The organism is Streptomyces sp. NPDC001108, from assembly GCF_053598535.1.
On record NZ_JBSFKL010000002.1, the window covers coordinates 621009 to 645699 of the forward strand.

The window sequence follows — 24691 nt, forward strand, 5'->3', positions numbered from 1 at the left end:
CCCATGGCATCTGCATTCGAGTACGCCCCCGCCCCCGAGTCCCGCGCGGTCGTCGACATCGCGCCCTCGTACGGCCTGTTCATCGACGGCGAGTTCACCGACGCGGCCGACGGGAAGGTCTTCAAGACCGTCTCGCCGAGCAGCGAGGAGGTGCTCTCCGAGGTCGCCCGCGCCGGTGCGGCCGATGTGGACCGGGCCGTGAAGGCGGCCCGCAAGGCGTTCGAGAAGTGGTCGGCGCTGCCCGGATCGGAGCGCGCCAAGTACCTCTTCCGGATCGCCCGGATCATCCAGGAGCGCAGCCGCGAGCTCGCCGTTCTGGAGACCCTCGACAACGGCAAGCCGATCAAGGAGACCCGCGACGCGGACCTCCCCCTGGTCGCGGCGCACTTCTTCTACTACGCGGGCTGGGCCGACAAGCTGGCGCACGCCGGTTTCGGCGCGGACCCGCGCCCGCTCGGCGTGGCCGGCCAGGTCATCCCGTGGAACTTCCCGCTGCTCATGCTGGCCTGGAAGATCGCCCCGGCGCTCGCCGCCGGCAACACGGTGGTCCTCAAGCCCGCCGAGACGACCCCGCTCTCCGCGCTGTTCTTCGCGGACATCTGCCGCCAGGCGGGCCTGCCCAGGGGGGTCGTGAACATCCTCCCCGGCTACGGGGACGCGGGCGCCGCCCTGGTCGCGCACGAGGACGTGAACAAGGTCGCGTTCACCGGCTCGACCGCGGTCGGCAAGGCCATCGCCCGCCAGGTCGCCGGCACGGACAAGCGGCTCACCCTCGAACTGGGCGGCAAGGGCGCCAACATCGTCTTCGACGACGCCCCGATCGACCAGGCCGTCGAGGGCATCGTCACCGGCATCTTCTTCAACCAGGGCCAGGTCTGCTGCGCCGGTTCCCGGCTGCTGGTGCAGGAGTCGGTCCAAGACGAGGTGCTGGACGCGCTGAAGCGGCGGCTCGCCACGCTCCGGCTCGGCGACCCGCTGGACAAGAACACCGACATCGGCGCGATCAACTCCGCGGAGCAGCTGGCCCGGATCACCGCGCTCGCCGACACCGGCGAGGCGGAGGGCGCCGAGCGCTGGACGGCCCCCTGCGAGCTGCCCGCCGCGGGGTACTGGTTCGCCCCGACGCTGTTCACCAACGTCACCCAGGCGCACACCGTCGCCCGGGACGAGATCTTCGGCCCGGTTCTGTCGGTGCTGACCTTCCGTACCCCGGACGAGGCGGTCGCCAAGGCCAACAACAGCCAGTACGGCCTCTCGGCCGGCATCTGGACGGAGAAGGGCTCCCGCATCCTCGCGGTGGCCAACAAGCTCCGGGCCGGCGTCGTCTGGGCCAACACGTTCAACAAGTTCGACCCGACCTCGCCCTTCGGCGGCTACAAGGAGTCGGGCTTCGGCCGCGAAGGCGGCCGCCACGGCCTGGAGGCGTACCTCGATGTCCGATAACCGACTGAGCGTCTTCAAGACCTACAAGCTGTACGTCGGGGGCAAGTTCCCCCGCTCCGAGAGCGGCCGGGTGTACGAGGTGAGCGACTCCAAGGGCAGGTGGCTGGCGAACGCCCCGCAGTCCTCCCGCAAGGACGCGCGCGACGCGGTCGTGGCCGCCCGCAAGGCGTTCGGCGGCTGGTCGGGCGCGACGGCGTACAACCGGGGCCAGGTCCTCTACCGCGTCGCCGAGATGCTGGAGGGCCGCAAGGAGCAGTTCGTCCGGGAGGTCGCGGACGCGGAGGGCCTGTCGAAGTCCAAGGCGGCGGCCGTGGTGGACGCGGCGATCGACCGCTGGGTCTGGTACGCCGGGTGGACCGACAAGATCGGCCAGGTGGTGGGCGGGGCGAACCCGGTCGCCGGCCCGTTCTTCAACCTGTCGACGCCGGAGCCGACCGGGGTGGTCGCGGTGCTGGCGCCGCAGAAGTCGTCGTTCCTGGGCCTGGTCTCGGTGATCGCCCCGGTGATCGCCACCGGCAACACCGCGGTGGTCGTGGCCTCGGCGGACGCCCCGCTGCCCGCGCTGTCGCTGGGCGAGGTGCTGGCCACCTCCGACGTGCCGGGCGGCGTGGTGAACGTCCTGTCCGGGCGTACGGCGGAGATCGCGCCCCCGCTCGCCTCCCACCAGGACGTCAACGCGATCGACCTGACGGGTGCGGACGAGGCGCTCGCGAAGGAGCTGGAGATCGCTGCGGCGGACAACCTGAAGCGCGTCCTGCGCGCCCGGGACACGGGCGCGTCCGGCTCCGCCGAGCCGGACTGGACGGCCGACCCGGGCACCGACCGCCTGACGGCCTTCCTGGAGATCAAGACGGTCTGGCACCCCACGGGCGCCCTGGGCGCCTCGGGCTCCGCGTACTGAGGACGCGCGAAGCGGCCCGCTCCCCCGGGTTCACCGGGAGGGAGCGGGCCGCTTCCGGGTCCGGGAGCCGGTCTACAGGCCGCCGCGCAGCCCCTCCGCCAGCGGTCCCACCAGCGGCAGGTCCTTCAGGGCCCCGCCGCTGGTCAGCGGGTCGGTGAGGGCGGTCGTGGAGAGCGGCTTGAAGTCGGCGACCTGCGTCTCCAGCCCGTTGGTCAGCGGGTCGGTGCCCGTACCGGCCAGCGGGTCGAGCCGCAGATGCGTCACCGGGGCGACGCTGTGCTTCAGCGCCACCCCGAGCGCCCCGGTGGTCGCGCCGAGGGCCGCGTCGGCGTCCTGGCCGAGGCCCGAGCCGGTGTCGGCGCCCACGGCGGGGGCCGGGGCCGGCGCCGCCTGGGCCGCCGCACCGCCCGCGCCGAGCGCGGCGCCCACCGCCGTGACGGTCAGACCGGCCCTCAGCAGGGCGCGGCGACGGGACCGGGAGAGTGCGTGACGTGCCATCAAGTTCCCACCTGTTCGAATCCACCGTGTAATCGTCTGAGCGCGTAGCGTAGTTGAAATGTGATGCTGGATACCAACAAAGGCACCGGGGGATCCCCTGCGCGGGTCAATGCCTCACACTCGTGTTCTGTGAATGCCCAACCGACCCCGACCCGCGTGGTGCTGCTCGCCGGCCCGTCCGGCTCCGGCAAGTCCTTCCTCGCCGCCCGCAGCGACCTGCCGGTGCTGCGTCTGGACGACTTCTACAAGGAGGGCGACGACCCGTCACTTCCGCTCGTCCCCGGCAGTACGGACATCGACTGGGACTCCGCGCAGTCCTGGGACGCGGACGCGGCGGTCTCCGCCATCGTCGACCTGTGCCGTACGGGACGCACGGACGTCCCGGTGTACGACATCTCCACCAGCTCCCGGACCGGCCGCGAGACCCTGCACATCGACCGCACCCCGCTCTTCGTCGCCGAGGGGATATTCGCGGCGGACATCGTCGGGCGGTGCCAGGAGCTGGGGCTGCTCGCCGACGCGCTCTGCCTGCGCGGCCGCCCGGCGACGACGTTCCGCCGCCGGCTGGTCCGGGACCTGCGCGAGGGCCGCAAGTCGGTGCCGTTCCTGCTGCGGCGCGGGTGGCGGCTGATGCGGGCGGAGCGGCGGATCGTGGCGCGCCAGGCGGCGCTGGGGGCCCACCCGTGCGGCAAGGAGGAGGCCCTGGGCCGACTCGCCGCGGCGGCCGCGGGCCGCTGCCGCCGCGCACCGGTGAGCACCCCCGTCCCGGAGTAGACCGGCCCCGCCCCGTTCGCGTGCGCCCGGCCGGTACGAGGCGCACGGACGCATGCGAACGGGGCCGGACAGGCCCCCCGGCCCACCCGACCCCGCAGCTTTTCCCCGTGTTCCCCGATGTCCCCCAGTTCGCCGCCTCCCCCGAAGCGGCGCCCCCCGTGGGTTCCCCCGTGTCCCCCGTGTCCCCCGTATCCCCCCAGCCTCAGGCCACCAGCTCGCCGAAGGACTCCTCCTGGTCACGGCCGAAGCTGAGGACCTCGTCCTCGCGCAGCCGGCGGAGCGACCGCCAGATGCTGGACTTCACCGTGCCGACGCTTATGTCGAGAATGGACGCGATCTCCGGGTCCGTGCGGCCCTCGTAGTACCGGAGGACCAGCATCGTCCGCTGGAGTTCGGGCAGCCGCGCCAGCGCCTGCCAGAGCACGGCGCGCAGTTCGGTGCCGCGCATCGCGTCCGTGTCGCCCGCCGTCTCCGGCAGCTCCTCGGTCGGGTACTCGTTGAGCTTGCGCCTGCGCCAGGCGCTGATGTGCAGGTTCGTCATGGTGCGGCGCAGATAGCCGCCGACCGCGGCCTTGTCACTGATCCGGTCCCAGGCCCGGTATGTCGAGAACAGGGCGCTCTGCAGCAGGTCCTCGGCCTCGAACCGGTCACCGGTCAGGTGGTAGGCGGTCGCGTACAGGGAGGCGCGGCGCTCCCGGACGTAGGCCGTGAACGCCGCTTCGGCGTCCTCGTCCCGCGCCGGGACCGTCCGCTCCCCCGAGCCCTCCCCGTACACGCCGCGCCCGTTGTTCCCCCCGGTTCCCCCCACAGGAACGTCGACCACCGTCATGAACGGCGTGTGCTGGCGTCCGACGTTGCGTACGCACCCCCGCACACCCGCCGTGCCGGACTTCTCGGCCCCCCGGCCGGCATCGTGGAGACGCGTGACAACTGCGCTTGCGGTGATGCTGTGAGTTGCGTTCATCTCGCGCCCCCCATCGGTGGAGTCCGTCCGTTCCTGTGTCCATGAGCTTGGCCGGGCAGTTTCATCACCCTGTCCGCCGACTGTCACAGAGCTGTCACAGCCATCGCCCGCCCCGTGTCCGGGGCTTCGGTGGGGCGTGAGTGACGCACGAGTAGGGACCAACTGTCGAACTGGGGCTCTGCCATGGGTCAGAATGACCAGCGTGCCTTTCCTGTTGCTGATCGAGGACGACGACGCCATCCGCACGGCCCTCGAACTCTCGCTGTCACGCCAGGGCCACCGTGTGGCCACCGCGGCGACGGGAGAGGACGGCCTGAAACTGTTGCGTGAGCAGCGGCCGGATCTGATCGTGCTGGATGTGATGCTGCCCGGTATCGATGGTTTCGAGGTGTGCCGGCGCATCCGGCGCACCGACCAACTGCCGATCATTCTGCTGACCGCCCGGAGCGACGACATCGACGTCGTGGTCGGGCTGGAGTCCGGCGCCGACGACTACGTGGTCAAACCCGTGCAGGGCCGGGTGCTCGACGCCCGGATCCGCGCGGTGCTGCGCCGCGGCGAGCGCGAGTCCACCGACTCCGCGGTGTTCGGGAGCGTGGTCATCGACCGTTCCGCGATGACCGTGACGAAGAACGGGGAGGATCTCCAGCTCACCCCGACCGAGCTGCGCCTCCTGCTGGAGCTGAGCCGCCGCCCCGGCCAGGCGCTCTCCCGGCAGCAGCTGCTGCGGCTGGTCTGGGAGCACGACTACCTCGGTGACTCCCGGCTGGTGGACGCGTGCGTGCAGCGGCTGCGCGCCAAGGTGGAGGACGTGCCGTCCTCGCCGACCCTGATCCGTACCGTCCGGGGTGTGGGCTACCGGCTGGACTCGCCCCAGTGACCGCTGCCCCCATACGGAGACTCCTCGCCGGGCTCCGCTGGACGAGCCTGCGCCTGCGGCTGGCCGTGGTGTTCGGGCTGGTGGCGCTGACCGCGGCGGTCTCCGCCTCGGGGATCGCGTACTGGCTGAACCGCGAGGCGGTGCTGACCCGTACGCAGGGCTCCGCGCTCGGGGACTTCCGCCAGGAGATGCAGAGCCGGGCGGCCACGCTGCCGCTCCACCCCACCCGGGACGACCTGCAGAACGCCGCCGTGCAGATGGCGAGCAGCTCGCCGGGGTACAGCGTGCTGCTGGTCGACGAGCGGGACACCGGGAAGCCGATCGTCGGCAACTCCGACCTGGACACGTTCACACTCGACAACGTGCCGCTCCCCCTCCAGAAGGCCGTCGGCAAGAAGCAGCCGCTGGGCTCGGGCAACAAGGACGAGTACCACCTGTTCTGGCAGCGCACCAACATCAACGGCACGCCGTACCTGGTGGGCGGCACGAAGATCATCGGCGGTGGCCCGACCGGCTACATGCTGAAGTCGCTCGACCAGGAGCGGCAGGACCTCAACTCCCTGGCCTGGTCGCTGGGGATCGCGACCACGCTCGCGCTGATCGGTTCCGCGCTGCTCGCGCAGGCCGCGGCGACGACCGTGCTGCGCCCGGTGCGGCGGCTCGGCGACGCCGCCCGCAAGCTCGGCGAGGGCAAGCTCGACACCCGGCTCGTGGTGTCCGGAACGGACGAACTGGCCGATCTCTCGCGCACGTTCAACCGGACGGCGGGTTCGCTGGAGAAGCGGGTCGCGGACATGAGCGCGCGGGAGGAGGCGAGCCGCCGGTTCGTCGCCGACATGTCGCACGAACTGCGCACCCCGCTCACGGCCCTGACCGCCGTCACCGAGGTGCTGGAGGACGAGGCGGACGGCCTCGACCCGATGATCGCGCCCGCGGTGCACCTGGTGGTGAGCGAGACCCGCCGCCTCAACGACCTGGTGGAGAACCTGATGGAGGTCACCCGCTTCGACGCGGGCACGGCCCGGCTGGTCCTCGACACGGTCGACGTCGCCGACCAGGTCACCGCCTGCATCGACGCCCGCGCCTGGCTGGACGCGGTGGACCTGGACGCCGAGCGCGGCATGATGGTCCGCCTCGATCCGCGCCGTCTCGACGTGATCCTGGCGAACCTGATCGGCAACGCGCTCAAGCACGGCGGTTCGCCGGTGCGGGTCGCGGTGCGGACGGAGGGCGAGGAGCTCGTCATCGAGGTACGGGACCACGGTCCGGGCATCCCCGAGGCCGTCCTGCCGCACGTCTTCGACCGGTTCTACAAGGCGAGCGCCTCCCGGCCGCGTTCCGACGGCAGCGGGCTCGGCCTGTCGATCGCCATGGAGAACGCGCACATCCACGGCGGCGACATCACGGCCGCCAACTCTCCGGACGGTGACGGCGCGGTGTTCGTCCTGCGCCTGCCGCGCGACGCCGAACGGCTGACCCGCACCACCGACGGGGAGGACGGCGACGGTGACGGCTCCGGGGGCCGGGACGAGGGGAACGGGGCCACGACATGACGGGCAGCAGCATCGGGCGCCGGGACCGGCGCCGTACCACCGTCCTCGCGCTGGCCGGGGCCCTCGCCGGGGCCGCGCTGGTCACGGGGTGCGGGATCAGGTCGACCACGGTCCCGGTGGACGCCGGCCCCGCCCCGTCCCAGGTGCCCTGCACCGTACCGGCGGAGAGCGTCACCACGCAGTCGCTCCAGGGCGTGCCCGTGGAGGTGTACCTGGTCTGCTCCTCGCAACTGGTCACGGTGGACCGTACGGTCCGGGCCGACGTGTCCGGCCCGGACCGGGCCGCGGCGGCCCGGGCGCTCCTGGACGAGCTGCGTCGCGAGCCGGACGCCGAGGAGCGCCGCGCCGGGTACGCCACGACCGTCCCGGACGGCCTGCGGATCGGCCCGGCCCACCCCGGCGACGGCAAGGACACCCTGCGGCTCAGCGAGCAGCCGGAGGACCTGCGCTCCGAGGCGCTGGCCCAGATCGTGTGCACGTACGCGCAGAACGACACGCTGGCCCCGGGCGGCCAGGTGGTGCTGGGCGGCCCGGGGGCGTACCCGGCGCGTGCCTACCTGTGCACCTCGGAAATGAAGGCGCGCCCGAATGCCGACCCGGCCCCGGTGGCGGTCCGGACCACGATCCCGGGGAACGGCGCGTCGCCCGGTACCGGGTGACGGTGAGCGGTGCCGGTGCAGGGGGCGGCGAGAGCGGTTCCGGTACGGGCGCGTGGGGCCGTGAACGTCGCCTCGCGCGCCGCTGAGCAGCCGTAACGGGAGTGAGGGGCCGCCCGCGCGCCCGTTACGGGAGCCGGGCGCCGTTACCGTTTCCGGACGTAATCCGGACGTGCGGATCGACAGGCGGCGGAACCGATTCCGCCGCCCGCCGCGTCTTGGGGGGCGTGCGTCAAGGTACGGACGGCCAGACCGTCATCCGCTTCCGCGCGACCGGGGCATGCCTGCTCCTCGCGCATCTGCTGCTCGTCGGGTGGCTGACCCTGCGCCCGCTCGACGTCCCCTGGGCGACCGCCTCGAATCTTCATCTCTTCGCCGGGATCCGGGCCGATCTGGCCCTCGGCCCGGTCGAGGCCACCCGGCGGATCGGTGAGGGGCTGCTGCTCCTCGCCCCGCTGGGCGTCCTGCTGCCGATGGCCGGCGGCCGCCTCACCGTGTCCCCGTGGGCCTCGCTGGCCCGTACCGTCGCGGCGGGAACGCTCATCTCCACGCTCATAGAACTGGCCCAGACCGGAGTGCCCGGCCAGGTCGTCGACGTCGACTCGCTGCTGCTGAACACGGTGGGCGTGGCCGTCGCCCACCTGCTCGTCGTCCCCGTGTGCCGGGCGCGGCTGCGCCGCCGGAGGGAGGGGCGGGCCGAGACCGCCCCCCGCCCCAGGGACGAGGCCCCCCAGGGTGCTACCCCGACGATTCCCAGGGTCGGGATCGCCCCGTAGAGCGACGCTTTGCCCCCGTTCGCCGGAGACCATGGATTCATCGGATCGGGAGCCCACGGAGCGGCTCCCGGCACCTCATCCCAGCGACGAATCCGCACGACGGATCCCCGCAACGGTTTCGCGAAGGAGCCCACCATGGCCGGACTTGTCCGCCCCCGCGAGGGACGCATGATCGGCGGAGTGTGCGCAGCGCTGGCACGGCGCTTCGGCACCTCCGCCGGGACGATGCGCATCATCTTCCTGGTCTCGTGCCTGCTGCCGGGCCCGCAGTTCCTGCTCTACCTGGCGCTGTGGCTGCTGCTCCCGGCGGAAGGGACGAGGGCGGCCACCGACTGGTGACCTCTTCCGTACGCGTACGCCCGTGGGGCGGCCACCTGGACCGGGTGGCCGCCCCACGGGCGTACAGCGGAATACGGATGCGAATGCGGTGACGGGTGCCGGTACGGACCGGGTGCCGGCCGGTGTGGACCGGGTGCCGGCCGGTGTGGACCGGGTGCTATCGGTTTCCGGCCGTGGGTGCGGGCTCTCAGCCGCCGAGCGGGATGCCGTTGGCCGTCAGCCCACCGGCGTTCGCGCCGCCCGCGGGCAGGCCGCCGAGGAGGCCCTTGACCGGGCCGGTGGCGCCGTCGACGAGCTTCTGCTGGTTGGTGCCGAGGAGCTTGGTGGTGGTCTCCTGGAGCGGCAGGCCCTGGGTGGCGGTGTCCACCGCCGAGCTCGCGACGGGCAGGGCCATGCCCACGGCGTTCGCCGGCAGCACGGCGGCGGAGGCGGTGCCCGCGGCAGCGGCGGCGAAGGCGGCACCGAGAGCGGCGACACCGAGAGTCCTGACAGCAGACTGCTTCATGGAATTCATCCTCGGAGGGAGAAGGGGGTGTGGGAACAACGAAAAGTAGCCACGGTTTCCCGCTCCTCACAAACAGTCCGACACGCCGAAACGGCCGGGAATTCGACATCCCGGCCGTTCCCGCGCAGCCGCCGATCAGTCCGAGGCCGCGGAAGAAACGCTGGTCGCAGCGGTCTGCTCGAAGAGCCACTCCGCCTTCAGCTCGGCGTAACCCGGCTTGATCACCTCATTGATCATCGCCAGACGCTCATCAAAAGGAATGAAAGCCGACTTCATCGCATTGACGGTGAACCACTGCATGTCGTCGAGCGTGTATCCGAAGGTCTCGGTCAGCTTCTCGAATTCCTGACTCATGCTCGTACCGCTCATGAGCCGGTTGTCCGTATTCACCGTGGCCCGGAAATGCAGCTTCCGCAGCATTCCGATCGGGTGCTCCGCGTACGAGGCGGCGGCGCCGGTCTGGAGGTTGGAGGTCGGGCACAGCTCCAGCGGGATGCGCTTGTCCCGTACGTAGGAGGCGAGGCGGCCGAGCTTGACCTCACCGTTCTCGGCGACCTCGATGTCGTCGATGATGCGGACGCCGTGGCCGAGCCGGTCGGCGCCGCACCACTGGATGGCCTGCCAGATCGACGGCAGGCCGAACGCCTCGCCCGCGTGGATGGTGAAGTGGTTGTTCTCGCGCTTGAGGTACTCGAACGCGTCGAGGTGGCGGGTGGGCGGGAAGCCCGCCTCCGCGCCCGCGATGTCGAATCCGGCCACGCCCTGGTCGCGGTAGCGGTTGGCCAGCTCGGCGATCTCCAGGGACCGGGCGGCGTGCCGCATCGCGGTGAGCAGGGCGCCGACCCGGATGCGGTTGCCGTCGCGGCGGGCCCGTCGCTCGCCCTCGCGGAAGCCCTCGTTGACCGCCTCGACGACCTCTTCGAGGGTCAGCCCGGCCTCCAGGTGCTGCTCGGGGGCGTACCGGACCTCGGCGTAGACGACACCGTCGGCGGCCAGGTCCTCGGCGCACTCGGCGGCCACCCTGACCAGCGCCTCACGGGTCTGCATGACGGCGCAGGTGTGGGCGAACGTCTCCAGGTAGCGCTCCAGCGAGCCGGAGTCGGCCGCCTCACGGAACCAGATGCCGAGCTTGTCCGGCTCGGTCTCGGGAAGTCCTTCGTACCCGCTCGCGCGGGCGAGGTCCACGATCGTCCCGGGGCGCAGGCCCCCGTCGAGGTGGTCGTGGAGGAGGACCTTGGGGGCGCGCCGGATCTGATCCCGGCCGGGCACGTTAAGGGGCTGGCTCATCATCTGCGCACTCTAGCCCCTACGCGCGTAGATCGCCGATTGTCGATGCGTAACAGTGACCGCGAATACGGGTGGCGTACACCTCTCCTTCTGACACTGTTCTGCCATGGCACAGCGCGCACTCCCCCTGCCTGCCCCGAGGCTGGGACGGGCCGTCCGGACGGCCGGAGCCACCACCGCGGTCAGCGGCGTCGTCCTGCTGCTCCCGGACGGCGAGGCCGACTCGCATCGTCGCCCCTCCCCCCTCTCGTACGCCCGCCAGCTACCGCTGGCCCGCACCCTGGCCCGCGCCGGAAAGGAGGACGGTCTCGCCGTGCACGTCGTCCGCTACGGCTGCCGTGGCTGGAACGCGACGGACGCCCGGCTCGCGGCGGACGCCGAGTGGTCGGTGGAGGAGGTCGTACGCCGCTACGGCGACGTCCCCGTCTGCCTGGCCGGTCACGGCATGGGCGGCCGGGCCGCGCTCCGGGCGGGCGGCCACTCGGCGGTCAACTCCGTTCTGGCGATGGCCCCCTGGCTCCCGGAACACGATCCGGGCGGCCCGGAACCGGAACCCGACCCCGAACCGGTGAAACACCTCCTCGGCCGCCGGGTCCTCCTCGTCCACGGCACCAACGACGCCCGCACCGACCCCGAACTCTCCTTCCGCCTGGCCGAACGCGCCAAGAAGACCAACCGCGACACCTGCCGCTTCGAGGTCCACTCGGACGGTCACGGCCTGCGCCAGCACCGCGCCGAAGTCATGGCCCTGGCGGTGAACTTCGTCCGCGGCTCGCTCTTCGGCCGCGCCTACGCCCGCCCGGTCACGGACGCCCTGGCGGCCCCGCCGCCATTGGGGCTGCGGATGCCGCTGGCGGCGGGGTTCGGGAAGTCGCTGCGGGACTGAGGGCGGGCCGGGGTCATCTCGGCGGATCGCGCCCCCGTCAGTCGGCTGCGGCCGTACGCCTCGCGACCCGGAAGCGGCGTACGGCCCAGACGGCACCGGACACGGCGGCCGTCCAGACGATGACCTCGGCGAGAATGATGCCCGGTGTCATGACGAGGTGCGGCCGGGGCGGCATGACGACCATCTGCGCGGCGGCCCCCACCGGGACCGTCAACGCCGCGAGCAGGCCGACCACACCGGGCCGCCTGACGGCCGAGCCCACCGCACCCAGGAGCAGCCCGAGCGGCAGCCCTGCCACCCACCACGTGACCATGTCCGTCTCGGCGTCCGCGACGGCGGCGTCCGTCACGTAGTACGTCCACGTGGCGGCGAACAGCGCCAGCGCCCCGGTCAGCGCCCCCCGGACCGGCGTACCGACCAGCCACCCGACCACAACCGCCAACGCAGCCCACGCCCAGCCCGCGTCCATCAGCAGACTGAGCACCTTGGCGGCACCGCCCCAAAGGGTCCCGGTGATCGGTGCGCCGATGTGCGTGTACGGGGAGGAGAGCGCGTTGACGAGCGAGGTAGCCGCCCCGAACCCTGCTCCTATCGCGACTCCGACCGCCATGATCTTCATACCGGGAGAGTAGGCGGGGTGCCCGCGCACACGGCACGCAGGGCTCGGACTACTCAACAGAGAGGCACCCAGACCCAATTCGGACCGACTGGCTCACGCCGACCCGCGCCCCAACGATCAATTTGCCACCTCCCGAGACGCGCGGCGGCAAAAGCACCGGACGGGCGTCTGGTTGGCCCCTCTTCCCAACACGGCAGCGCAGACGAGCCGGGGCGGGTAAAGCCTCGGTAGCGCTCAACGTCAACTTGACGGAATCGGGGCGCTTTCCGCTCAAGTGGCTGTCATCATCAGGCTACTTGAGAGCGAGCAAGCAGGGCGGATTGAAACCTATGCGACATATGCCGGATTCAGCGAAGTTGGACGAAACTGGCCTCTCCCCTCGATGAACCCGCAGGTCAAGAAGAGTGGTCCCCGCGCGTGCGGGGGTGGTCCCGCACCCGACACCCTCGAACCCGCCGACACATGGTGGTCCCCGCGCGTGCGGGGGTGGTCCCATGCAGGACGCTGCCGCATCGTCCCTGAGTCTGTGGTCCCCGCGCGTGCGGGGGTGGTCCCCGTCAACGGCACCCGGAGGATCTTCTCGGCGTGTGGTCCCCGCGCGTGCGGGGGTGGTCCCAGCGGCGGGTCCCTGCGAGATGCGGTTGACCGGTGGTCCCCGCGCGTGCGGGGGTGGTCCCCCGCAGGCCCGTGTACTGCGCTGCGTGCGCCGGTGGTCCCCGCGCGTGCGGGGGTGGTCCCGGCTATGACCTGTACCTCAGCAACAAGTACATGTGGTCGCCGCGCGTGCGGGGGTGGTCCCCAGGCACCGCGCCGTGCTCCTCCGCCGGTCCAGTGGTCCCCGCGCGTGCGGGGGTGGTCCCCACCCGCGACCTGAACCGCATCCTAGGCTGGCGCGGTCCCCGCGCGTGCGGGGGTGGTCCCCAGCCACCACGCCGCGCTCCCCCGCCGGTCCAGTGGTCCCCGCGCGTGCGGGGGTGGTCCCGTGGCGGAGGTCATCGGGATCACCCGGGCGTCGTGGTCCCCGCGCGTGCGGGGGTGGTCCCAGGCGGCGGGATCTCCGGCGTTTGACGGGGGGGGGGTGGTCCCCGCGCGTGCGGGGGTGGTCCCGGCTTCTCGCCGCTCCTCTTCGCCCACGTCGTGCGGTCCCCGCGCGTGCGGGGGTGGTCCCAGCTCGACGACCTGGCTGCCCACCCGGGCAAGGTGGTCCCCGCGCGTGCGGGGGTGGTCCCGCGGACACTGAACCGTCTCAGTGTCAGGAATTGTGGTCCCCGCGCGTGCGGGGGTGGTCCCCTCAACCAGCTCGTCCGCTACACCCACCAGGAGTGGTCCCCGCGCGTGCGGGGGTGGTCCCTACCCCGATCTACCGATCCACCTACCTCGGATGTGGTCCCCGCGCGTGCGGGGGTGGTCCCGCGTGCCGGTCACCGGAAGCGCCGGCGCCCCGGTGGTCCCCGCGCGTGCGGGGGTGGTCCCCCGGCCGACTCCTTGCGGGGCCGGGTCTTCGTGTGGTCCCCGCGCGTGCGGGGGTGGTCCTCCGAAAGCCGCCGGCTGCTCGCCGCGGCGCGAGTGGTCCCCGCGCGTGCGGGGGTGGTCCCTCGATCCGCCCGATCACTCCGTCATCGCTCATGTGGTCCCCGCGCGTGCGGGGGTGGTCCCCCGTCGTCGACCAGCCACGCCGCTACCTCGGTGTGGTCCCCGCGCGTGCGGGGGTGGTCCCCCCTACGAAGGACACTGGGCCCTGCCCGGCGGGTGGTCCCCGCGCGTGCGGGGGTGGTCCCGGGTTCCAGTCCAGGTGGGCGGACAGGGCGTCGTGGTCCCCGCGCGCGTGCGGGGGTGGTCCCAGGCTGATGTCGGCGATGACGTCCTGCGGATCGTGGTCCCCGCGCGTGCGGGGGTGGGTGGGCCTTGCTCGGAGATGTGACAGTGACACATGTTCGTGTCACTTCTTTTCTGTGGGTGGAGATCAGTCCGGGAGGAGGTGGCCTCGGCGGGAGAGGAGGAAGCGTTTGAAGGCGGCCACCGGTGGGGTGTCGGGGTGGCCGTCGAGCCAGGCGACGCCGATCTCTCGGGCGGCTCTCGGGGCGGTCACCGTCAGTTCGACGACGCCCGGGCGTGGGACTGCCGGAGGGGGGAGGAGGGCCACGCCCAGGCCGGCCGCCACCAGGCCGCGCAGGGTTTCCGCCTCCTCACCCTCGAAGGCGACGCGGGGGGTGAAGCCCGCCTCGGTGCAGAGGTCGTCGGTGATGCGGCGCAGGCCGTAGCCGGGTTCCAGGGTGACGAAGGTTTCGTCGGCGGCCTCCGCGAGGCGGATGCGGCGGCGGGTGGCCAGGCGGTGGTCCTCGGGGACGACGAGGCGCAGGCGCTGCTCGTCCAGGCGGCGGGCGACCAGGTCGGGGGCGTCCGGGACCGGGGAGGTGAGGCAGAGGTCGAGGCCGCCGGCGCGCAGGCGCTCGATCATCGCCTCGCCGTAGTTCTGCACGAGCTGGAAGCGGACTCCGGGGTGGTCGGCCCGGAAGGCGCGGATGAGGGCGGGTACGGTCTCCGAGCCCATGGTGTGGAGGAAGCCGAAGGCGACCTTGCCGGTGGCCGGGTCGGCGTCGGCGCGCACCGAGTCGGCGGCCTTCTCCACCTCGGCCAGGGCCCGCTCGGCGGAGACGAGGAACGTGCGGCCCGCCGGGGTGAGCGAGACCGTACGGCCCTTGCGGGCGAACAGGGCGACGCCCAGGTCCTGTTCGAGCCGCACCATCGCCCGCGAAAGCGTCGACTGCGGTACGCCGAGTTCCTGCGCGGCACGCGTGACGTGCTCGTGGCGGGCGACCGCCGCGAAGTGGGCCAGCCTCGGCGCGAGCACGGCGCGGATGTCTTCTTCGTAACTGCTCGGTGACAGCCGGGGCTGTGAGCTGTGTTCATGCGCCATGGGATTGATTATGGCCACTTCGTGCATTGGACGCATGAAATGGGAGGGCCTACTTTCGGGGTATGCCTCCTGCCAGTACCGGGGCGTCCACGCTCGTCGTGGCCGCCTCGCCCCAGCCGTCCCCCGTCGCCGACTCCCCCGCGCCCGCCGCCACCGCCGCCGCGCCGGCCCGTACCGGGGCGGAGCGCCTCGAACCGGGCCGCCCCGGGTACCGCCGGATGAGCTTCGCGCTCTTCGCCGCGGGTGTCGCGACCTTCGCTCTCCTCTACTCCACGCAGGCCCTGCTGCCCGCCGTCTCCGCCTCGTTCGGCGCCACGGCCGGGCAGGCCAGCTGGACGGTCTCCGCGGCGACCGGCGCACTGGCGCTGTGCGTGCTGCCGCTGAGCGCGCTGTCCGAGCGGTTCGGGCGGCGGCAGATGATGACCGCCTCGCTGACGGTCGCCGTACTGGTCGGGCTGTTCGTCCCCTTCGCCCCCTCGCTGGGCTGGCTGATCGCGCTCCGCGCCGTGCAGGGCGCCGCCCTGGCCGGGCTGCCCGCCTCCGCGATGGCGTACCTGGCGGAGGAGGTGCGGCCGAAGGCGCTGGTCGCGGCGATCGGGCTGTTCGTGGCCGGCAACAGCATCGGCGGCATGAGCGGCCGCATCGTCACCGGCTGGATCGCCCAGCTGTGGGGCTGGCGGGCGGCGCTCGGAGCGGTGGGGCTGATGGCCCTGGCCTGCGCGGTCGTCTTCCACCTCATGATCCCCCGGGCCCGGAACTTCACCCCCGGGACGCTCAACCCGAAGGCGCTGGCCCGGACGGTCGGCGGGCACCTCGCCGATCCGCTGCTGCGCCGGCTGTACGCGATCGGCGCACTGTTCATGACGGTGTTCGGCGCGGTCTACACGGTCATCGGGTACCGGCTGGTGGAGGCGCCGTTCAACCTCCCGCAGGGGGTCGTGGGCTCGATCTTCCTGGTCTACCTCGTCGGTACGGTCTCCTCCGCCGCGGCCGGGAAGCTGGTCGCCCGGCTGGGCCGCCGGGGCGCGCTGTACCTGGCCGTCTCCACCACCGCCGCCGGGCTGCTGCTCTCGCTCGGCAACGGGCTCGTCCCCGTACTGCTGGGCCTGGTCCTGATCACGGCGGGCTTCTTCGCCGGGCACGCGGTCGCCTCGTCCTCCGTGAGCCGTACCGCAACGAAGGGCCGCGCCCAGGCGTCGGCGCTCTACCAGTCGGCCTACTACCTGGGCTCCAGCGCGGGCGGCACGCTCGGCGCGGTCGCCTTCCACGCCGGGGGCTGGGCCGGGACCGTGTCGCTGGGGCTGCTCGCGGTCGTCGGCGTCACCGCGATCACGCTCCACGGGACACGGGCCGCCCGCGCCGAACGGATCCGGCCGGTCACGGTGTCGCCCGTGCGGGCATCCGTACAGAACTGAGACATTCGGCGCACAACCAACGACTCCCCGACGCGCGTCCAACAGGCGGAAGCACCTCACGGCGCGCGAAGGGGAGTTGGCGTACATGGGAGTCCCGGGGAACATACGGGGAGTGCGGCTGAGGCTGCGGCGCGGGATCGCGCTGTCGGTCGCGGGGCTGACGGCGGTGCCCGCGCTGGTGCTGGCCACCGGCGGGTCCGCGCAGGCGGCGTCGTGCACGACGACGACCGGGCCGTACCAGAAGCAGGTCGAGAAGTATCTGAAGCGGCCGGTCGACGGCAAGCAGTCGGCCGCCGACTGCAAGGCGATCAAATCGTTCCAGAGCACCTACGGGGTCACCCCCACCATCGGGTACGCCGGGCCCGTCACCTGGCGCACCATGAAGACGCTCACCGCCCAGAAGGCGGCCGGCAAGAACCCCAACAAGGACGGGAAGTGCCCCACCAACAAGGGGCGCATCGCGTGCGTCGACCTGACCCGGCAGCTGAGCTGGATCCAGGACGGCAGCAAGCTGAAGTTCGGTCCCGTGCCGGTGCGCACCGGGCGGAACGGGTACGAGACCCGCACCGGGTCGAAGAAGATCTACTGGCGCCACATCGACCACGTCTCGACGCTCTACAACGTGAAGATGCCGTACTCCCAGTTCTTCGACGGGGGCCAGGCGTTCCACGCGGTGGGCGTGAAGATGTGGAACCCGCCGGGCTCGCACGGCTGCGTCAACATGCGTACCGCCGACGCCAAGTCGTACTGGAACCTGCTGAGGAACGGTGACGACGTGTACGTGTACGGGCGCAAGCCCGGCACGTGACGGACGGCGCCGTCCTCGGCGGCCCGGACCACCCTCGACGGCCCGGACCACGGTCGCCCGCGCGGCCGTGATCCGGGCCGTTTCGTCGCTTCCGCCCCCGGCTGTCAGTGGCCTGCGGTAGCTTCCGGAGTGCTGGAACGAGCCATGTCGCAGCACAACAGGGGTGGAAAGAACGATGAGCGATCTGACCGCGGCGGCGGATGTCGACAGCCGTCTCGAAGGACACCGGGTCGAGCTGACCGGCTACTGCTACCGGATGCTCGGCTCCGCCTTCGAGGCGGAGGACGCGGTGCAGGACACGCTGGTGCGTGCCTGGCGCAACTTCGACAAGTTCGAGGGCCGCTCCTCGCTCCGCTCCTGGCTGTACCGGATCGCCACCAACGTCTGCCTGGACATGCTGAACGCGGGGAAGAAGCGGGCCCGCCCGGTCGATCTGTCCGGCCCGACCCCGCTCGCCGAGGCGGCGCTCAACCCGCTGCCGGAGAACACCTGGCTGGAGCCGGTGCCGGACGGCCGCGTCCTGCCGACGGTGGCCGACCCGGCGGAGGCCGCGGTGGCCCGGGAGTCGGTGCGGCTCGCGTTCGTCGCGGCGCTCCAGCATCTGCCGCCCAAGCAGCGCGCCGTGCTGATCCTGCGCGAGGTGCTGGCCTGGAAGGCGAGCGAGGTCGCCGAGCTGCTCGACACCACGGTCGCCTCGGTGAACAGCGCCCTCCAGCGCGCCCGGGCCACCCTCACCGAGCACGAGGGCCGGCCGGCCGACACCGCCAACCCGCTCGACGAGGAGCAGCGCAAGCTCCTGGAACGGTACGTCGCGGCCTTCGAGGGCTACGACATGAAGGCGCTGACGGCGCTGCTCCACGAGGACGCCGTCATGACCATGCCGCCGTTCGACCTCTGGCTCCAGGGGCACGACGACATCACCGGCTTCATGCTCTCCCTCGGCGCGGGCTGTGCGGGTTCCCGTCTGGTGGCGACGGAGGCGAACGGCACCCCGGCGTTCGCGCACTACAAGCCGAACCCGGACGGGCCCGGATTCGTGCCGTGGGCGGTGCAGGTCATCGACATCGCGGACGGGGCGATCACCGGGATGCACTGCTTCCTGGACACCCCTCGCTGGTTCCCGCTCTTCGGTCTGCCCGACCACCTCGACGACGACGCCGCGTAGGGCCCGGCGTACGCGAAAGGCCGTCGGCCGGGGTCCCCGCACGCGGACCACGGCCCCGGCCACCGGCGGTGGGCGGCGGTCAGCCGCCCACCGCGCCGCCCGCCTCCGGGACGCACCGTACGTCCACCACGTCGGCGAGGCCGACCAGGTCCAGCAGGTCGCGCAGTTCGGGTGGCGCGTTGCGCAGCCGCAGCCTTCCACCGCCCGCCCGGCGGGCCACCAGCCCCAGCCGCGCGACCGCCTCGACCAGGGCCAGATCCGCCCGCGCGACCCCGCCCACGTCGCAGTCCACCTCCGCGCCCGGGTGGCGGACGGTGCCGTCGGGCGCGTACAGCAGTGATTCCAGCTCGGCGCAGAGTCCCGGCACCACGTCTCTGGTGACATGGCCGGTGACGACGAGAGCGCCCGGGGTGACGGATTCAATGGGTTCCACGACCGGTTGACCGATGCGGCGGCCGAAACTCATCGCCGGCCCGTGGTCCGTCCGCCGCCGCCCGCCCCGTCCCCGTCCCACCCCTCCCCTGTGTCCCGCTTGGCCGCGGCGGGTCTCGGCGCGCCCGGACGGGCCTCCGAAACCCCGGGAAACGGGCGATGAACTTCCGTCAACTCCGGTTATCTGTGCGACTTCTGTGAACCTTTTCGAGTGATCTCGACTCTAGGTACATGAACCGGCCCTCGGGGCCGCCTGATTCTCCAGGGGGAGAGTTGCGCAAACACGTGAGAAGCGCGTGTGTTTCGACCGTAGCCGCGGCAGCCGCCGTGGCGCTCGCGGCCGGGATGACCAGCCCGGCCGTGGCCCAGCCCGGCGACGGCGGCCCCGCCATCGCCCGCGTGGCCGGTGCCGGATCGGCCGCCGGGCACGAACTGACCCTCATCACCGGCGACCGGGTCACCGTGGACGCCAAGGGCAGGGTCGTCTCCTTCCGCCCGGCCAAGGGGCGCGAGCACATACCCGTACAGCGGCAGACGCACGACGGGCACACCCTGCTCATCCCGGCCGACGCCCACCGGCTGATCAGCTCGGGGAAGCTGGACCGCCGGCTGTTCGACGTCACGGAGCTGAGCCGGCCGGAGTACCGCCGGTCCCAGAAGTCCGGCCTGAAGCTGATCGTCTCCTACCGGGGCGCCCGGGCCGCGGCCGCCAAGGCGGAGGTCCGCGACGCGGGCTCCACCGAGGTCCGCCGGAACCTGGCCACGCTGAACGCCCAGTCGGTGACCACGCCGCAGGAGGACGCGCAGGACATCTGGCAGGCGCTCACCACCCGCCCCGCGAAGAGCGTGCAGCGCACCACCGCCGCCGGGATCGACCGGGTCTGGCTGGACGGTGTGCGTCGGGCCAGCCTCGACAAGAGCGTGCCGCAGATCGGCGCCCCCACCGCCTGGAAGTCCGGGTACACCGGCAAGGGCGTGAAGATCGCCGTCCTGGACACCGGTGTGGACGCCACCCACCCCGACCTCCAGGGCCGGATCCTCGACTCGAAGAACTTCACCGCCTCGCCCGACACCAAGGACCGGGTCGGCCACGGCACCCACGTCTCCTCGATCGCGGCCGGTTCCGGCGCCAAGTCGGGCGGCAAGTTCAAGGGGGTCGCCCCGGACGCCGAGCTCCTCGAGGGCAAGGTCCTCGACGACGACGGCTTCGGCGACGACTCCGGCATCCTGGCCGGGATGGAGTGGGCGGTCGCCCAGGGCGCCGACATCATCAACCTGAGCCTCGGCGGCCAGGACACCCCGGAGGTCGACCCGCTGGAAGCGGCGGTCGACAAGCTCTCCGCCGACAAGGGCGTGCTGTTCGCCATCGCGGCGGGCAACGAGGGCGACGAAGCCGGTACGGTCGGCTCGCCGGGCAGCGCGGACTCCGCGCTGACCGTCGGCGCGGTCGACGACAAGGACGTGCTGGCCGACTTCTCCAGCCGGGGCCCGCGCGTCGGCGACGGGGCGATCAAGCCCGATGTCACCGCCCCCGGCGTGGACATCACGGCGGCCGCCGCCCCCGGCTCCGAGATCGACAAGGAGGTAGGCCAGAACCCGCCGGGCTACCTGACGATCTCCGGTACGTCGATGGCGACCCCGCACGTGGCGGGCGCCGCGGCGCTCCTCAAGCAGCAGCACCCCGACTGGACGTACGCCGAGCTCAAGGGCGCGCTGACGGCCTCGACGAAGCCGGGCGCGTACACGCCGTTCGAGCAGGGCTCGGGCCGGATCGCGGTGGACCGGGCGATCGAGCAGACCGTGGTCGCCGAGCCGGTCTCGGTGAGCTTCGGCGTGCACCAGTGGCCGCACACCGACGACGCCCCGGTCACCAAGACCGTGACGTACCGCAACCTCGGCACCACCGATGTCACCCTCGACCTCTCGGTCACGGCCACCGGCCCGAAGGGCAAGCCCGCCCCGGCCGGCTTCTTCGCCCTCGGCGTCGACAAGGTGACCGTGCCCGCGGGCGGCACCGCCGACGTACCGCTGACCGTGAACACCAAGCTCGGCGGGACGGCGGACGGCAGCTACTCCGCGTACGTCGTCGGCACCGGCGGCGGCCAGACCGTGCGCACCGCGGCCGCGGTCGAGCGCGAGATCGAGTCGTACGACGTCACGGTCAAGGTCCTCGGCCGGGACGGCCGGCCCGCCGCGTACGCCGACACCGATCTCTTCGGCCTGTCCGGTGCGGGGCTCGGGGTCTGGCTCTCGAACGAGACCGACAAGGGGCTCGTCAAGGTGCGCGTTCCCAAGGGCGGTTACACGCTCAACTCGGGCGTGTACATCGACCCGGAGGACCTCTCCAAGGGCGCCGACTGGATCTCGCAGCCGAAGCTGGACGTCACCAAGAACCTCACCGTGACGTTCGACGCCCGCAAGGCGAAGCCGATCGACATCACGCTGCCGGCCACCGGCACGAAGAGCCTGCTGGCCTCCCCCGACCTCCAGTTCGACAACGCGAACACGTCGTACGGGTACGGCTGGCTGCTGGACACGTTCAAGAGCCTGCGCACCGCGCACGTCGGCCCCTCGGTCACCGACGGCTCGCTCTCCGCGCACTGGATCGGCACATGGACCAAGGGCGCCTCGACCCGGTACGACATCGCCGTCGGCGGTCCGGTGACCAAGGCCTCGACCGGCTACAGCCGGAAGTTCACCGCCGCCCAGCTGTCCCGGGTGGACGTCACCATGGGCGCCTCCCGCAAGGGCAAGACCGGTGAGTTCGCCGCCTCGGGCGAGCTGCCCGGTTCCAACGGCGGCTGGTCGGCCTGGTCCCTGCACAAGCTGCCGGGCAAGGTCACGCAGTACCTCTCGACCGCCGACAAGGTGAAGTGGGCCCTCGACTTCGCCCAGGACGGCGCCGTGGACTCCGACGGCATCCCGGCCACCGACGCGATGTACTCCATCGGCAACCCGGCCACGTACAAGGCGGGCAAGAAGTACACGAAGACCGTGAACACCGCGGTGTTCGGCCCGGGCCTCGGCCGGGGCACCGGCATCTTCCGCGACGGCAACGAGATCTTCCCGGCCATCCCGCTCGCGGCCGACGGAAGCGGCAACCTCGGCTTCCAGTCGTACACCTCGGTGAAGACCGTGCTGTACCGCAACGGTGTGAAGTACGCCCAGAGCAAGGACCCGGTGGAGGGCGAGCCCTTCACCGTCCCGTCCGGCGCCGCCGACTACCGGCTGACGACCTCGGTCAAGCTCGACCCGAAGTCCACCGCCGTCACCAGCCGGATCGACGCGAGCTGGACCTTCCGCTCCAAGAGGGCCACCGAGCAGTCCCTGCCGGTCTCCACCGTCCGCTTCACGCCCAACGTGACGACGGACGGCAAGGTCACCGCCGGCCGGACCGCCTCGGTGCCGGTGAAGGTGCAGGGCTCGGCCGCCGGTAAGAACCTCAAGTCGCTGACGGTGTACGTCAGTTACAACTCCGGCAAGACCTGGAAGAAGGTCACGGTCAAGTCCGGGAAGATCTCCGTGAAGAACCCGGGCAAGGGCAAGTCCATCTCCTACCGGGCCAACGTCACGGACAAGAAGGGCAACAAGGCGTCGGTCTCGATCTACGACGCGTACTTCGGCAAGTAACCCGCGGCGGGCGGTGGGCCGAACGGCCGACCGCCCGCGCACCTGAACGACGGCCCGCCGGGAGAGTTCCCCCCTCCCCGGCGGGCCGTTGCGCGTGCGGCCGCGGGCCCGCGAAGTCCTCGGGACCGCGGAAGCCCCGGAACCGCGAACGGCTCAGGACACCGGGAAGACGCCGGTGTCCAGGACGAGCCCGAACGGCTCGGGCAGCGTCAGCTTCTCCCCGTACTCGACCGTCTCCAGCACCCGGTAGGTGGCGCCGTCGGGTTCCCCGTAGAGCGTGGCGGTGGGGCGGCCCGAGTGCCACGGGTCGAGCAGCAGGAAGAGCTCGACGCCGGCCTTCGCGTAGCCGCGCACCTTGCCGATGCGGTCGTGGTTGGCATTGGCCCGGGAAGTGATCTCGACGACGAGCCGGGCCGCCTCGGCGGGGATGCGGTTCCCCGGTCCTGTCGCCATCGCCCGTGGTACGACGACGAGATCGGGACTGTAGAGCCCGGCCCTTCCCGGTACCGAGACGCCGAGGGTCTGGTAGATCCCCCAGTCCTCCGGGATGACCCCATAGAGCCTGCGCTGCAGAAGCTCCGCAGTGGTGTTGTGGTCCTTGGACGGCGGCGGTGACACGGTGACGATCCCCTCGATGATCTCCACCTCGCAGCCCTCGGGTGCGTCCGTCTCCTCCCAGATCCGGACGAGGTCGTCCCATTCCCGGCCGTGGCCCGGGGCGGGATCGACGGTGAGTGCGCTCATGGCGGTCTCCTTCATAGGTGCGTCACCGAGTCCAGCATGCCGAACGGGACCGGCGGTGGTCCACCGGTCCCGTTCACCCGCACGAGGAAACCGCAGGTCAGGCGATACGTTCCCGCACCACCGGGGTGGCGGTGAAGGCCGTGTCCGGGGCGGCGATGTCGTACGCGCCGGGGAGGGTCTTCAGGGCGTAGTCGAACTTCTCCGGGGTGTCGGTGTGCAGGGTCAGCAGCGGCTGGCCCGCCGTGACCCGGTCGCCCGGCTTGGCGTGCAGCTCGACGCCCGCGCCCGCCTGCACCGGGTCCTCCTTGCGGGCCCGGCCCGCGCCGAGGCGCCAGGCGGCGACGCCGATGTCGTACGCGTCCAGGCGGGTCAGGACACCGGTGGACGGGGCGGTGACCACGTGCTGCTCGCGGGCGACCGGGAGGGCCGCGTCCGGGTCGCCGCCCTGGGCGGAGATCATCCGGCGCCAGACGTCCATCGCGGAGCCGTCGGCGAGGGCCTTCTCCGGGTCGGCGTCCTTGAGACCGGCCGCGTCCAGCATCTCGCGGGCCAGGGCGAGGGTGAGGTCGACGACGTCCTTGGGGCCGCCGCCGGCCAGCACCTCGACCGACTCGCGCACCTCCAGGGCGTTGCCCGCGGTCAGGCCGAGCGGAGTGGCCATGTCGGTGAGCAGGGCGACCGTGCGCACCCCGCTGTCGGTGCCCAGCGCGACCATGGTGGAGGCCAGTTCGCGGGCGTCCTCGATGGTCTTCATGAAGGCGCCGGAGCCGACCTTGACGTCCAGGACGAGCGCGCCGGTGCCCTCGGCGATCTTCTTGGACATGATGGAGCTGGCGATCAGCGGGATGGCCTCGACGGTGCCGGTGACGTCGCGGAGCGCGTACAGCTTCTTGTCGGCGGGGGCGAGCCCGTCACCGGCGGCGCAGATGACCGCGCCGGTGGTGTCCAGGACGGAGAGCATCTCCTCGTTGGAGAGGTGGGCCCGCCAGCCGGGGATGGACTCCAGCTTGTCGAGGGTGCCGCCGGTGTGGCCGAGGCCACGGCCGCTGAGCTGCGGCACGGCGGCGCCGCAGGCGGCGACCAGCGGGGCGAGCGGCAGGGTGATCTTGTCGCCGACGCCGCCGGTGGAGTGCTTGTCGGTGGTGGGGCGGGAGAGGGACGCGAAGTCCATCCGCTCGCCGGAGGCGATCATCGCGGCGGTCCAGCGGGCGATCTCGGTGCGGTTCATGCCGTTCAGCAGGATCGCCATGGCCAGCGCCGACATCTGCTCGTCGGCGACCTCGCCGCGGGTGTACGCGTCGATCACCCAGTCGATCTGCTCGGGGGTCAGCTCGCCCCGGTCCCGCTTGGTGCGGATGACGGAGATGGCGTCCATGTCCTGGGAGTCCTTCCGGCCGGTGGTACTACGTACACACGTGCGGTACGCGAGAGTCCTGGCTGACTCTACGCGCATAGAGGGTGGAGAGGGGTGTGGCCCTCCCGGCGGGCGGGAGGGCCAC

22 protein-coding genes and 1 CRISPR repeat array are annotated in these 24691 nt (G+C 72.0%); of the genes, 13 read left to right on the plus strand and 9 right to left on the minus strand.

Features of this window, described 5'->3' with window-relative positions; all coding sequences use genetic code 11:
- The first annotated feature begins 3 nt into the window (after positions 1 to 3).
- Both ACWC97_RS07595 and ACWC97_RS07600 read left to right on the plus strand, forming a co-directional pair.
- Positions 4 to 1443, plus strand: a complete 1440-nt coding sequence (locus tag ACWC97_RS07595; RefSeq protein WP_402389331.1) for an aldehyde dehydrogenase family protein — start codon at positions 4 to 6, stop codon at positions 1441 to 1443.
- Positions 1433 to 2344, plus strand: coding sequence for an aldehyde dehydrogenase family protein (locus tag ACWC97_RS07600; protein ID WP_450647997.1), 912 nt, complete (start codon positions 1433 to 1435; stop codon positions 2342 to 2344). The genes ACWC97_RS07595 and ACWC97_RS07600 overlap by 11 nt, the downstream gene beginning before the upstream one ends.
- Before the next feature lie 72 nt (positions 2345 to 2416).
- On the opposite strand, the gene ACWC97_RS07605 is transcribed toward ACWC97_RS07600, so the two are convergent.
- Complete coding sequence (locus tag ACWC97_RS07605; protein ID WP_352273478.1) at positions 2417 to 2842, minus strand: hypothetical protein; 426 nt, start codon at positions 2840 to 2842, stop codon at positions 2417 to 2419.
- A 63-nt stretch (positions 2843 to 2905) separates the two neighbouring features.
- On the opposite strand from ACWC97_RS07605, the gene ACWC97_RS07610 reads away from it, so the two are divergent.
- The gene (locus ACWC97_RS07610; protein ID WP_352273479.1) at positions 2906 to 3616 is read left to right on the plus strand and encodes a uridine kinase family protein; all 711 of its coding nucleotides are present in this window, start codon (positions 2906 to 2908) and stop codon (positions 3614 to 3616) included.
- A 202-nt stretch (positions 3617 to 3818) separates the two neighbouring features.
- On the opposite strand, the gene ACWC97_RS07615 is transcribed toward ACWC97_RS07610, so the two are convergent.
- The gene (locus tag ACWC97_RS07615; protein WP_352273480.1) at positions 3819 to 4580 is read right to left on the minus strand and encodes a SigE family RNA polymerase sigma factor; all 762 of its coding nucleotides are present in this window, start codon (positions 4578 to 4580) and stop codon (positions 3819 to 3821) included.
- Positions 4581 to 4782: 202 nt separating this feature from the next.
- Here ACWC97_RS07615 and afsQ1 point away from each other — a divergent pair, with 202 nt between their 5' ends.
- The 5 genes from afsQ1 (at position 4783) to ACWC97_RS07640 (ending at position 8784) form a co-directional block, all read left to right on the plus strand.
- The gene (gene afsQ1 / locus ACWC97_RS07620; RefSeq protein WP_352273629.1) at positions 4783 to 5460 is read left to right on the plus strand and encodes a two-component system response regulator AfsQ1; all 678 of its coding nucleotides are present in this window, start codon (positions 4783 to 4785) and stop codon (positions 5458 to 5460) included.
- Positions 5457 to 7013, plus strand: a complete 1557-nt coding sequence (locus ACWC97_RS07625; RefSeq protein ID WP_352273481.1) for a sensor histidine kinase — start codon at positions 5457 to 5459, stop codon at positions 7011 to 7013. Before afsQ1 ends, ACWC97_RS07625 begins: the two co-directional genes overlap by 4 nt.
- Positions 7010 to 7672 carry a GerMN domain-containing protein gene (locus tag ACWC97_RS07630; RefSeq protein ID WP_352273482.1) on the plus strand — a complete coding sequence of 221 codons (663 nt, stop codon included), beginning with the start codon at positions 7010 to 7012 and terminating at the stop codon, positions 7670 to 7672. Before ACWC97_RS07625 ends, ACWC97_RS07630 begins: the two co-directional genes overlap by 4 nt.
- A 224-nt stretch (positions 7673 to 7896) precedes the next feature.
- Complete coding sequence (locus ACWC97_RS07635) at positions 7897 to 8445, plus strand: VanZ family protein (RefSeq protein WP_352273483.1); 549 nt, start codon at positions 7897 to 7899, stop codon at positions 8443 to 8445.
- Between the two features lie 135 nt (positions 8446 to 8580).
- The gene (locus tag ACWC97_RS07640) at positions 8581 to 8784 is read left to right on the plus strand and encodes a PspC domain-containing protein (protein ID WP_385208595.1); all 204 of its coding nucleotides are present in this window, start codon (positions 8581 to 8583) and stop codon (positions 8782 to 8784) included.
- Between the two features lie 187 nt (positions 8785 to 8971).
- Here the strand turns inward: ACWC97_RS07640 and ACWC97_RS07645 are convergent, their stop codons facing one another.
- A complete protein-coding gene (locus ACWC97_RS07645; protein WP_352273485.1) occupies positions 8972 to 9289 on the minus strand; it encodes a hypothetical protein in 318 nt (105 codons plus the stop codon).
- Between the two features lie 135 nt (positions 9290 to 9424).
- The gene (locus ACWC97_RS07650; RefSeq protein WP_352273486.1) at positions 9425 to 10579 is read right to left on the minus strand and encodes an adenosine deaminase; all 1155 of its coding nucleotides are present in this window, start codon (positions 10577 to 10579) and stop codon (positions 9425 to 9427) included.
- A 103-nt stretch (positions 10580 to 10682) separates the two neighbouring features.
- Between ACWC97_RS07650 and ACWC97_RS07655 the strand changes: the two genes are divergently transcribed.
- Complete coding sequence (locus ACWC97_RS07655; protein WP_352273487.1) at positions 10683 to 11462, plus strand: alpha/beta fold hydrolase; 780 nt, start codon at positions 10683 to 10685, stop codon at positions 11460 to 11462.
- 37 nt (positions 11463 to 11499) lie between these two features.
- Here the strand turns inward: ACWC97_RS07655 and ACWC97_RS07660 are convergent, their stop codons facing one another.
- Together ACWC97_RS07660 and ACWC97_RS07665 are read right to left on the minus strand one after the other, a co-directional pair.
- Complete coding sequence (locus ACWC97_RS07660) at positions 11500 to 12081, minus strand: hypothetical protein (protein ID WP_450648002.1); 582 nt, start codon at positions 12079 to 12081, stop codon at positions 11500 to 11502.
- 404 nt (positions 12082 to 12485) lie between these two features.
- Positions 12486 to 13983: direct repeats of the CRISPR family, unit length 29 nt; unit sequence GTGGTCCCCGCGCGTGCGGGGGTGGTCCC.
- A gap of 61 nt (positions 13984 to 14044) precedes the next feature.
- Positions 14045 to 14998 (minus strand): LysR family transcriptional regulator, encoded by a 954-nt coding sequence (locus ACWC97_RS07665; protein ID WP_352273489.1) that lies wholly within the window; start codon positions 14996 to 14998, stop codon positions 14045 to 14047.
- 62 nt (positions 14999 to 15060) lie between these two features.
- On the opposite strand from ACWC97_RS07665, the gene ACWC97_RS07670 reads away from it, so the two are divergent.
- From ACWC97_RS07670 to ACWC97_RS07680, 3 genes are all read left to right on the plus strand, one after another.
- Positions 15061 to 16413 (plus strand): MFS transporter, encoded by a 1353-nt coding sequence (locus ACWC97_RS07670; protein ID WP_450648004.1) that lies wholly within the window; start codon positions 15061 to 15063, stop codon positions 16411 to 16413.
- Positions 16414 to 16498: 85 nt separating this feature from the next.
- Positions 16499 to 17221: a L,D-transpeptidase family protein gene (locus tag ACWC97_RS07675; protein WP_450648006.1), complete on the plus strand. Its 723-nt coding sequence runs from the start codon at positions 16499 to 16501 to the stop codon at positions 17219 to 17221.
- A gap of 175 nt (positions 17222 to 17396) precedes the next feature.
- Positions 17397 to 18386, plus strand: a complete 990-nt coding sequence (locus tag ACWC97_RS07680) for a sigma-70 family RNA polymerase sigma factor (protein ID WP_450648008.1) — start codon at positions 17397 to 17399, stop codon at positions 18384 to 18386.
- Positions 18387 to 18465: 79 nt separating this feature from the next.
- Here ACWC97_RS07680 and ACWC97_RS07685 read toward each other — a convergent pair whose 3' ends face one another.
- Positions 18466 to 18852 (minus strand): STAS domain-containing protein, encoded by a 387-nt coding sequence (locus ACWC97_RS07685; protein WP_352273493.1) that lies wholly within the window; start codon positions 18850 to 18852, stop codon positions 18466 to 18468.
- Positions 18853 to 19049: 197 nt separating this feature from the next.
- Between ACWC97_RS07685 and ACWC97_RS07690 the strand changes: the two genes are divergently transcribed.
- On the plus strand, positions 19050 to 22448 hold the full coding sequence (locus ACWC97_RS07690; RefSeq protein WP_450648010.1) for a S8 family peptidase: 3399 nt from the start codon (positions 19050 to 19052) through the stop codon (positions 22446 to 22448).
- A 153-nt stretch (positions 22449 to 22601) separates the two neighbouring features.
- On the opposite strand, the gene ACWC97_RS07695 is transcribed toward ACWC97_RS07690, so the two are convergent.
- Together ACWC97_RS07695 and ACWC97_RS07700 are read right to left on the minus strand one after the other, a co-directional pair.
- Positions 22602 to 23192 (minus strand): Uma2 family endonuclease, encoded by a 591-nt coding sequence (locus tag ACWC97_RS07695; RefSeq protein ID WP_450648012.1) that lies wholly within the window; start codon positions 23190 to 23192, stop codon positions 22602 to 22604.
- Positions 23193 to 23289: 97 nt separating this feature from the next.
- On the minus strand, positions 23290 to 24567 hold the full coding sequence (locus tag ACWC97_RS07700; protein ID WP_352273496.1) for a thymidine phosphorylase: 1278 nt from the start codon (positions 24565 to 24567) through the stop codon (positions 23290 to 23292).
- Positions 24568 to 24691: the final 124 nt, after the last annotated feature.

Bases quoted from the DNA above. Each gene is read 5' to 3' on its own strand.
- ACWC97_RS07595 (WP_402389331.1), top strand. From the start codon at position 4: ATGGCATCTGCATTCGAGTACGCCCCCGCCCCCGAGTCCCGCGCGGTC.
- ACWC97_RS07600 (WP_450647997.1), top strand. From the start codon at position 1,433: ATGTCCGATAACCGACTGAGCGTCTTCAAGACCTACAAGCTGTACGTC.
- ACWC97_RS07605 (WP_352273478.1), bottom strand. From the start codon at position 2,842: ATGGCACGTCACGCACTCTCCCGGTCCCGTCGCCGCGCCCTGCTGAGG.
- ACWC97_RS07610 (WP_352273479.1), top strand. From the start codon at position 2,906: ATGCTGGATACCAACAAAGGCACCGGGGGATCCCCTGCGCGGGTCAAT.
- ACWC97_RS07615 (WP_352273480.1), bottom strand. From the start codon at position 4,580: ATGAACGCAACTCACAGCATCACCGCAAGCGCAGTTGTCACGCGTCTC.
- ACWC97_RS07630 (WP_352273482.1), top strand. From the start codon at position 7,010: ATGACGGGCAGCAGCATCGGGCGCCGGGACCGGCGCCGTACCACCGTC.
- ACWC97_RS07640 (WP_385208595.1), top strand. From the start codon at position 8,581: ATGGCCGGACTTGTCCGCCCCCGCGAGGGACGCATGATCGGCGGAGTG.
- ACWC97_RS07645 (WP_352273485.1), bottom strand. From the start codon at position 9,289: ATGAAGCAGTCTGCTGTCAGGACTCTCGGTGTCGCCGCTCTCGGTGCC.
- ACWC97_RS07650 (WP_352273486.1), bottom strand. From the start codon at position 10,579: ATGATGAGCCAGCCCCTTAACGTGCCCGGCCGGGATCAGATCCGGCGC.
- ACWC97_RS07655 (WP_352273487.1), top strand. From the start codon at position 10,683: ATGGCACAGCGCGCACTCCCCCTGCCTGCCCCGAGGCTGGGACGGGCC.
- ACWC97_RS07660 (WP_450648002.1), bottom strand. From the start codon at position 12,081: ATGAAGATCATGGCGGTCGGAGTCGCGATAGGAGCAGGGTTCGGGGCG.
- ACWC97_RS07665 (WP_352273489.1), bottom strand. From the start codon at position 14,998: ATGGCGCATGAACACAGCTCACAGCCCCGGCTGTCACCGAGCAGTTAC.
- ACWC97_RS07670 (WP_450648004.1), top strand. From the start codon at position 15,061: ATGCCTCCTGCCAGTACCGGGGCGTCCACGCTCGTCGTGGCCGCCTCG.
- ACWC97_RS07675 (WP_450648006.1), top strand. From the start codon at position 16,499: ATGGGAGTCCCGGGGAACATACGGGGAGTGCGGCTGAGGCTGCGGCGC.
- ACWC97_RS07680 (WP_450648008.1), top strand. From the start codon at position 17,397: ATGAGCGATCTGACCGCGGCGGCGGATGTCGACAGCCGTCTCGAAGGA.
- ACWC97_RS07685 (WP_352273493.1), bottom strand. From the start codon at position 18,852: ATGAGTTTCGGCCGCCGCATCGGTCAACCGGTCGTGGAACCCATTGAA.
- ACWC97_RS07690 (WP_450648010.1), top strand. From the start codon at position 19,050: ATGAACCGGCCCTCGGGGCCGCCTGATTCTCCAGGGGGAGAGTTGCGC.
- ACWC97_RS07695 (WP_450648012.1), bottom strand. From the start codon at position 23,192: ATGAGCGCACTCACCGTCGATCCCGCCCCGGGCCACGGCCGGGAATGG.
- ACWC97_RS07700 (WP_352273496.1), bottom strand. From the start codon at position 24,567: ATGGACGCCATCTCCGTCATCCGCACCAAGCGGGACCGGGGCGAGCTG.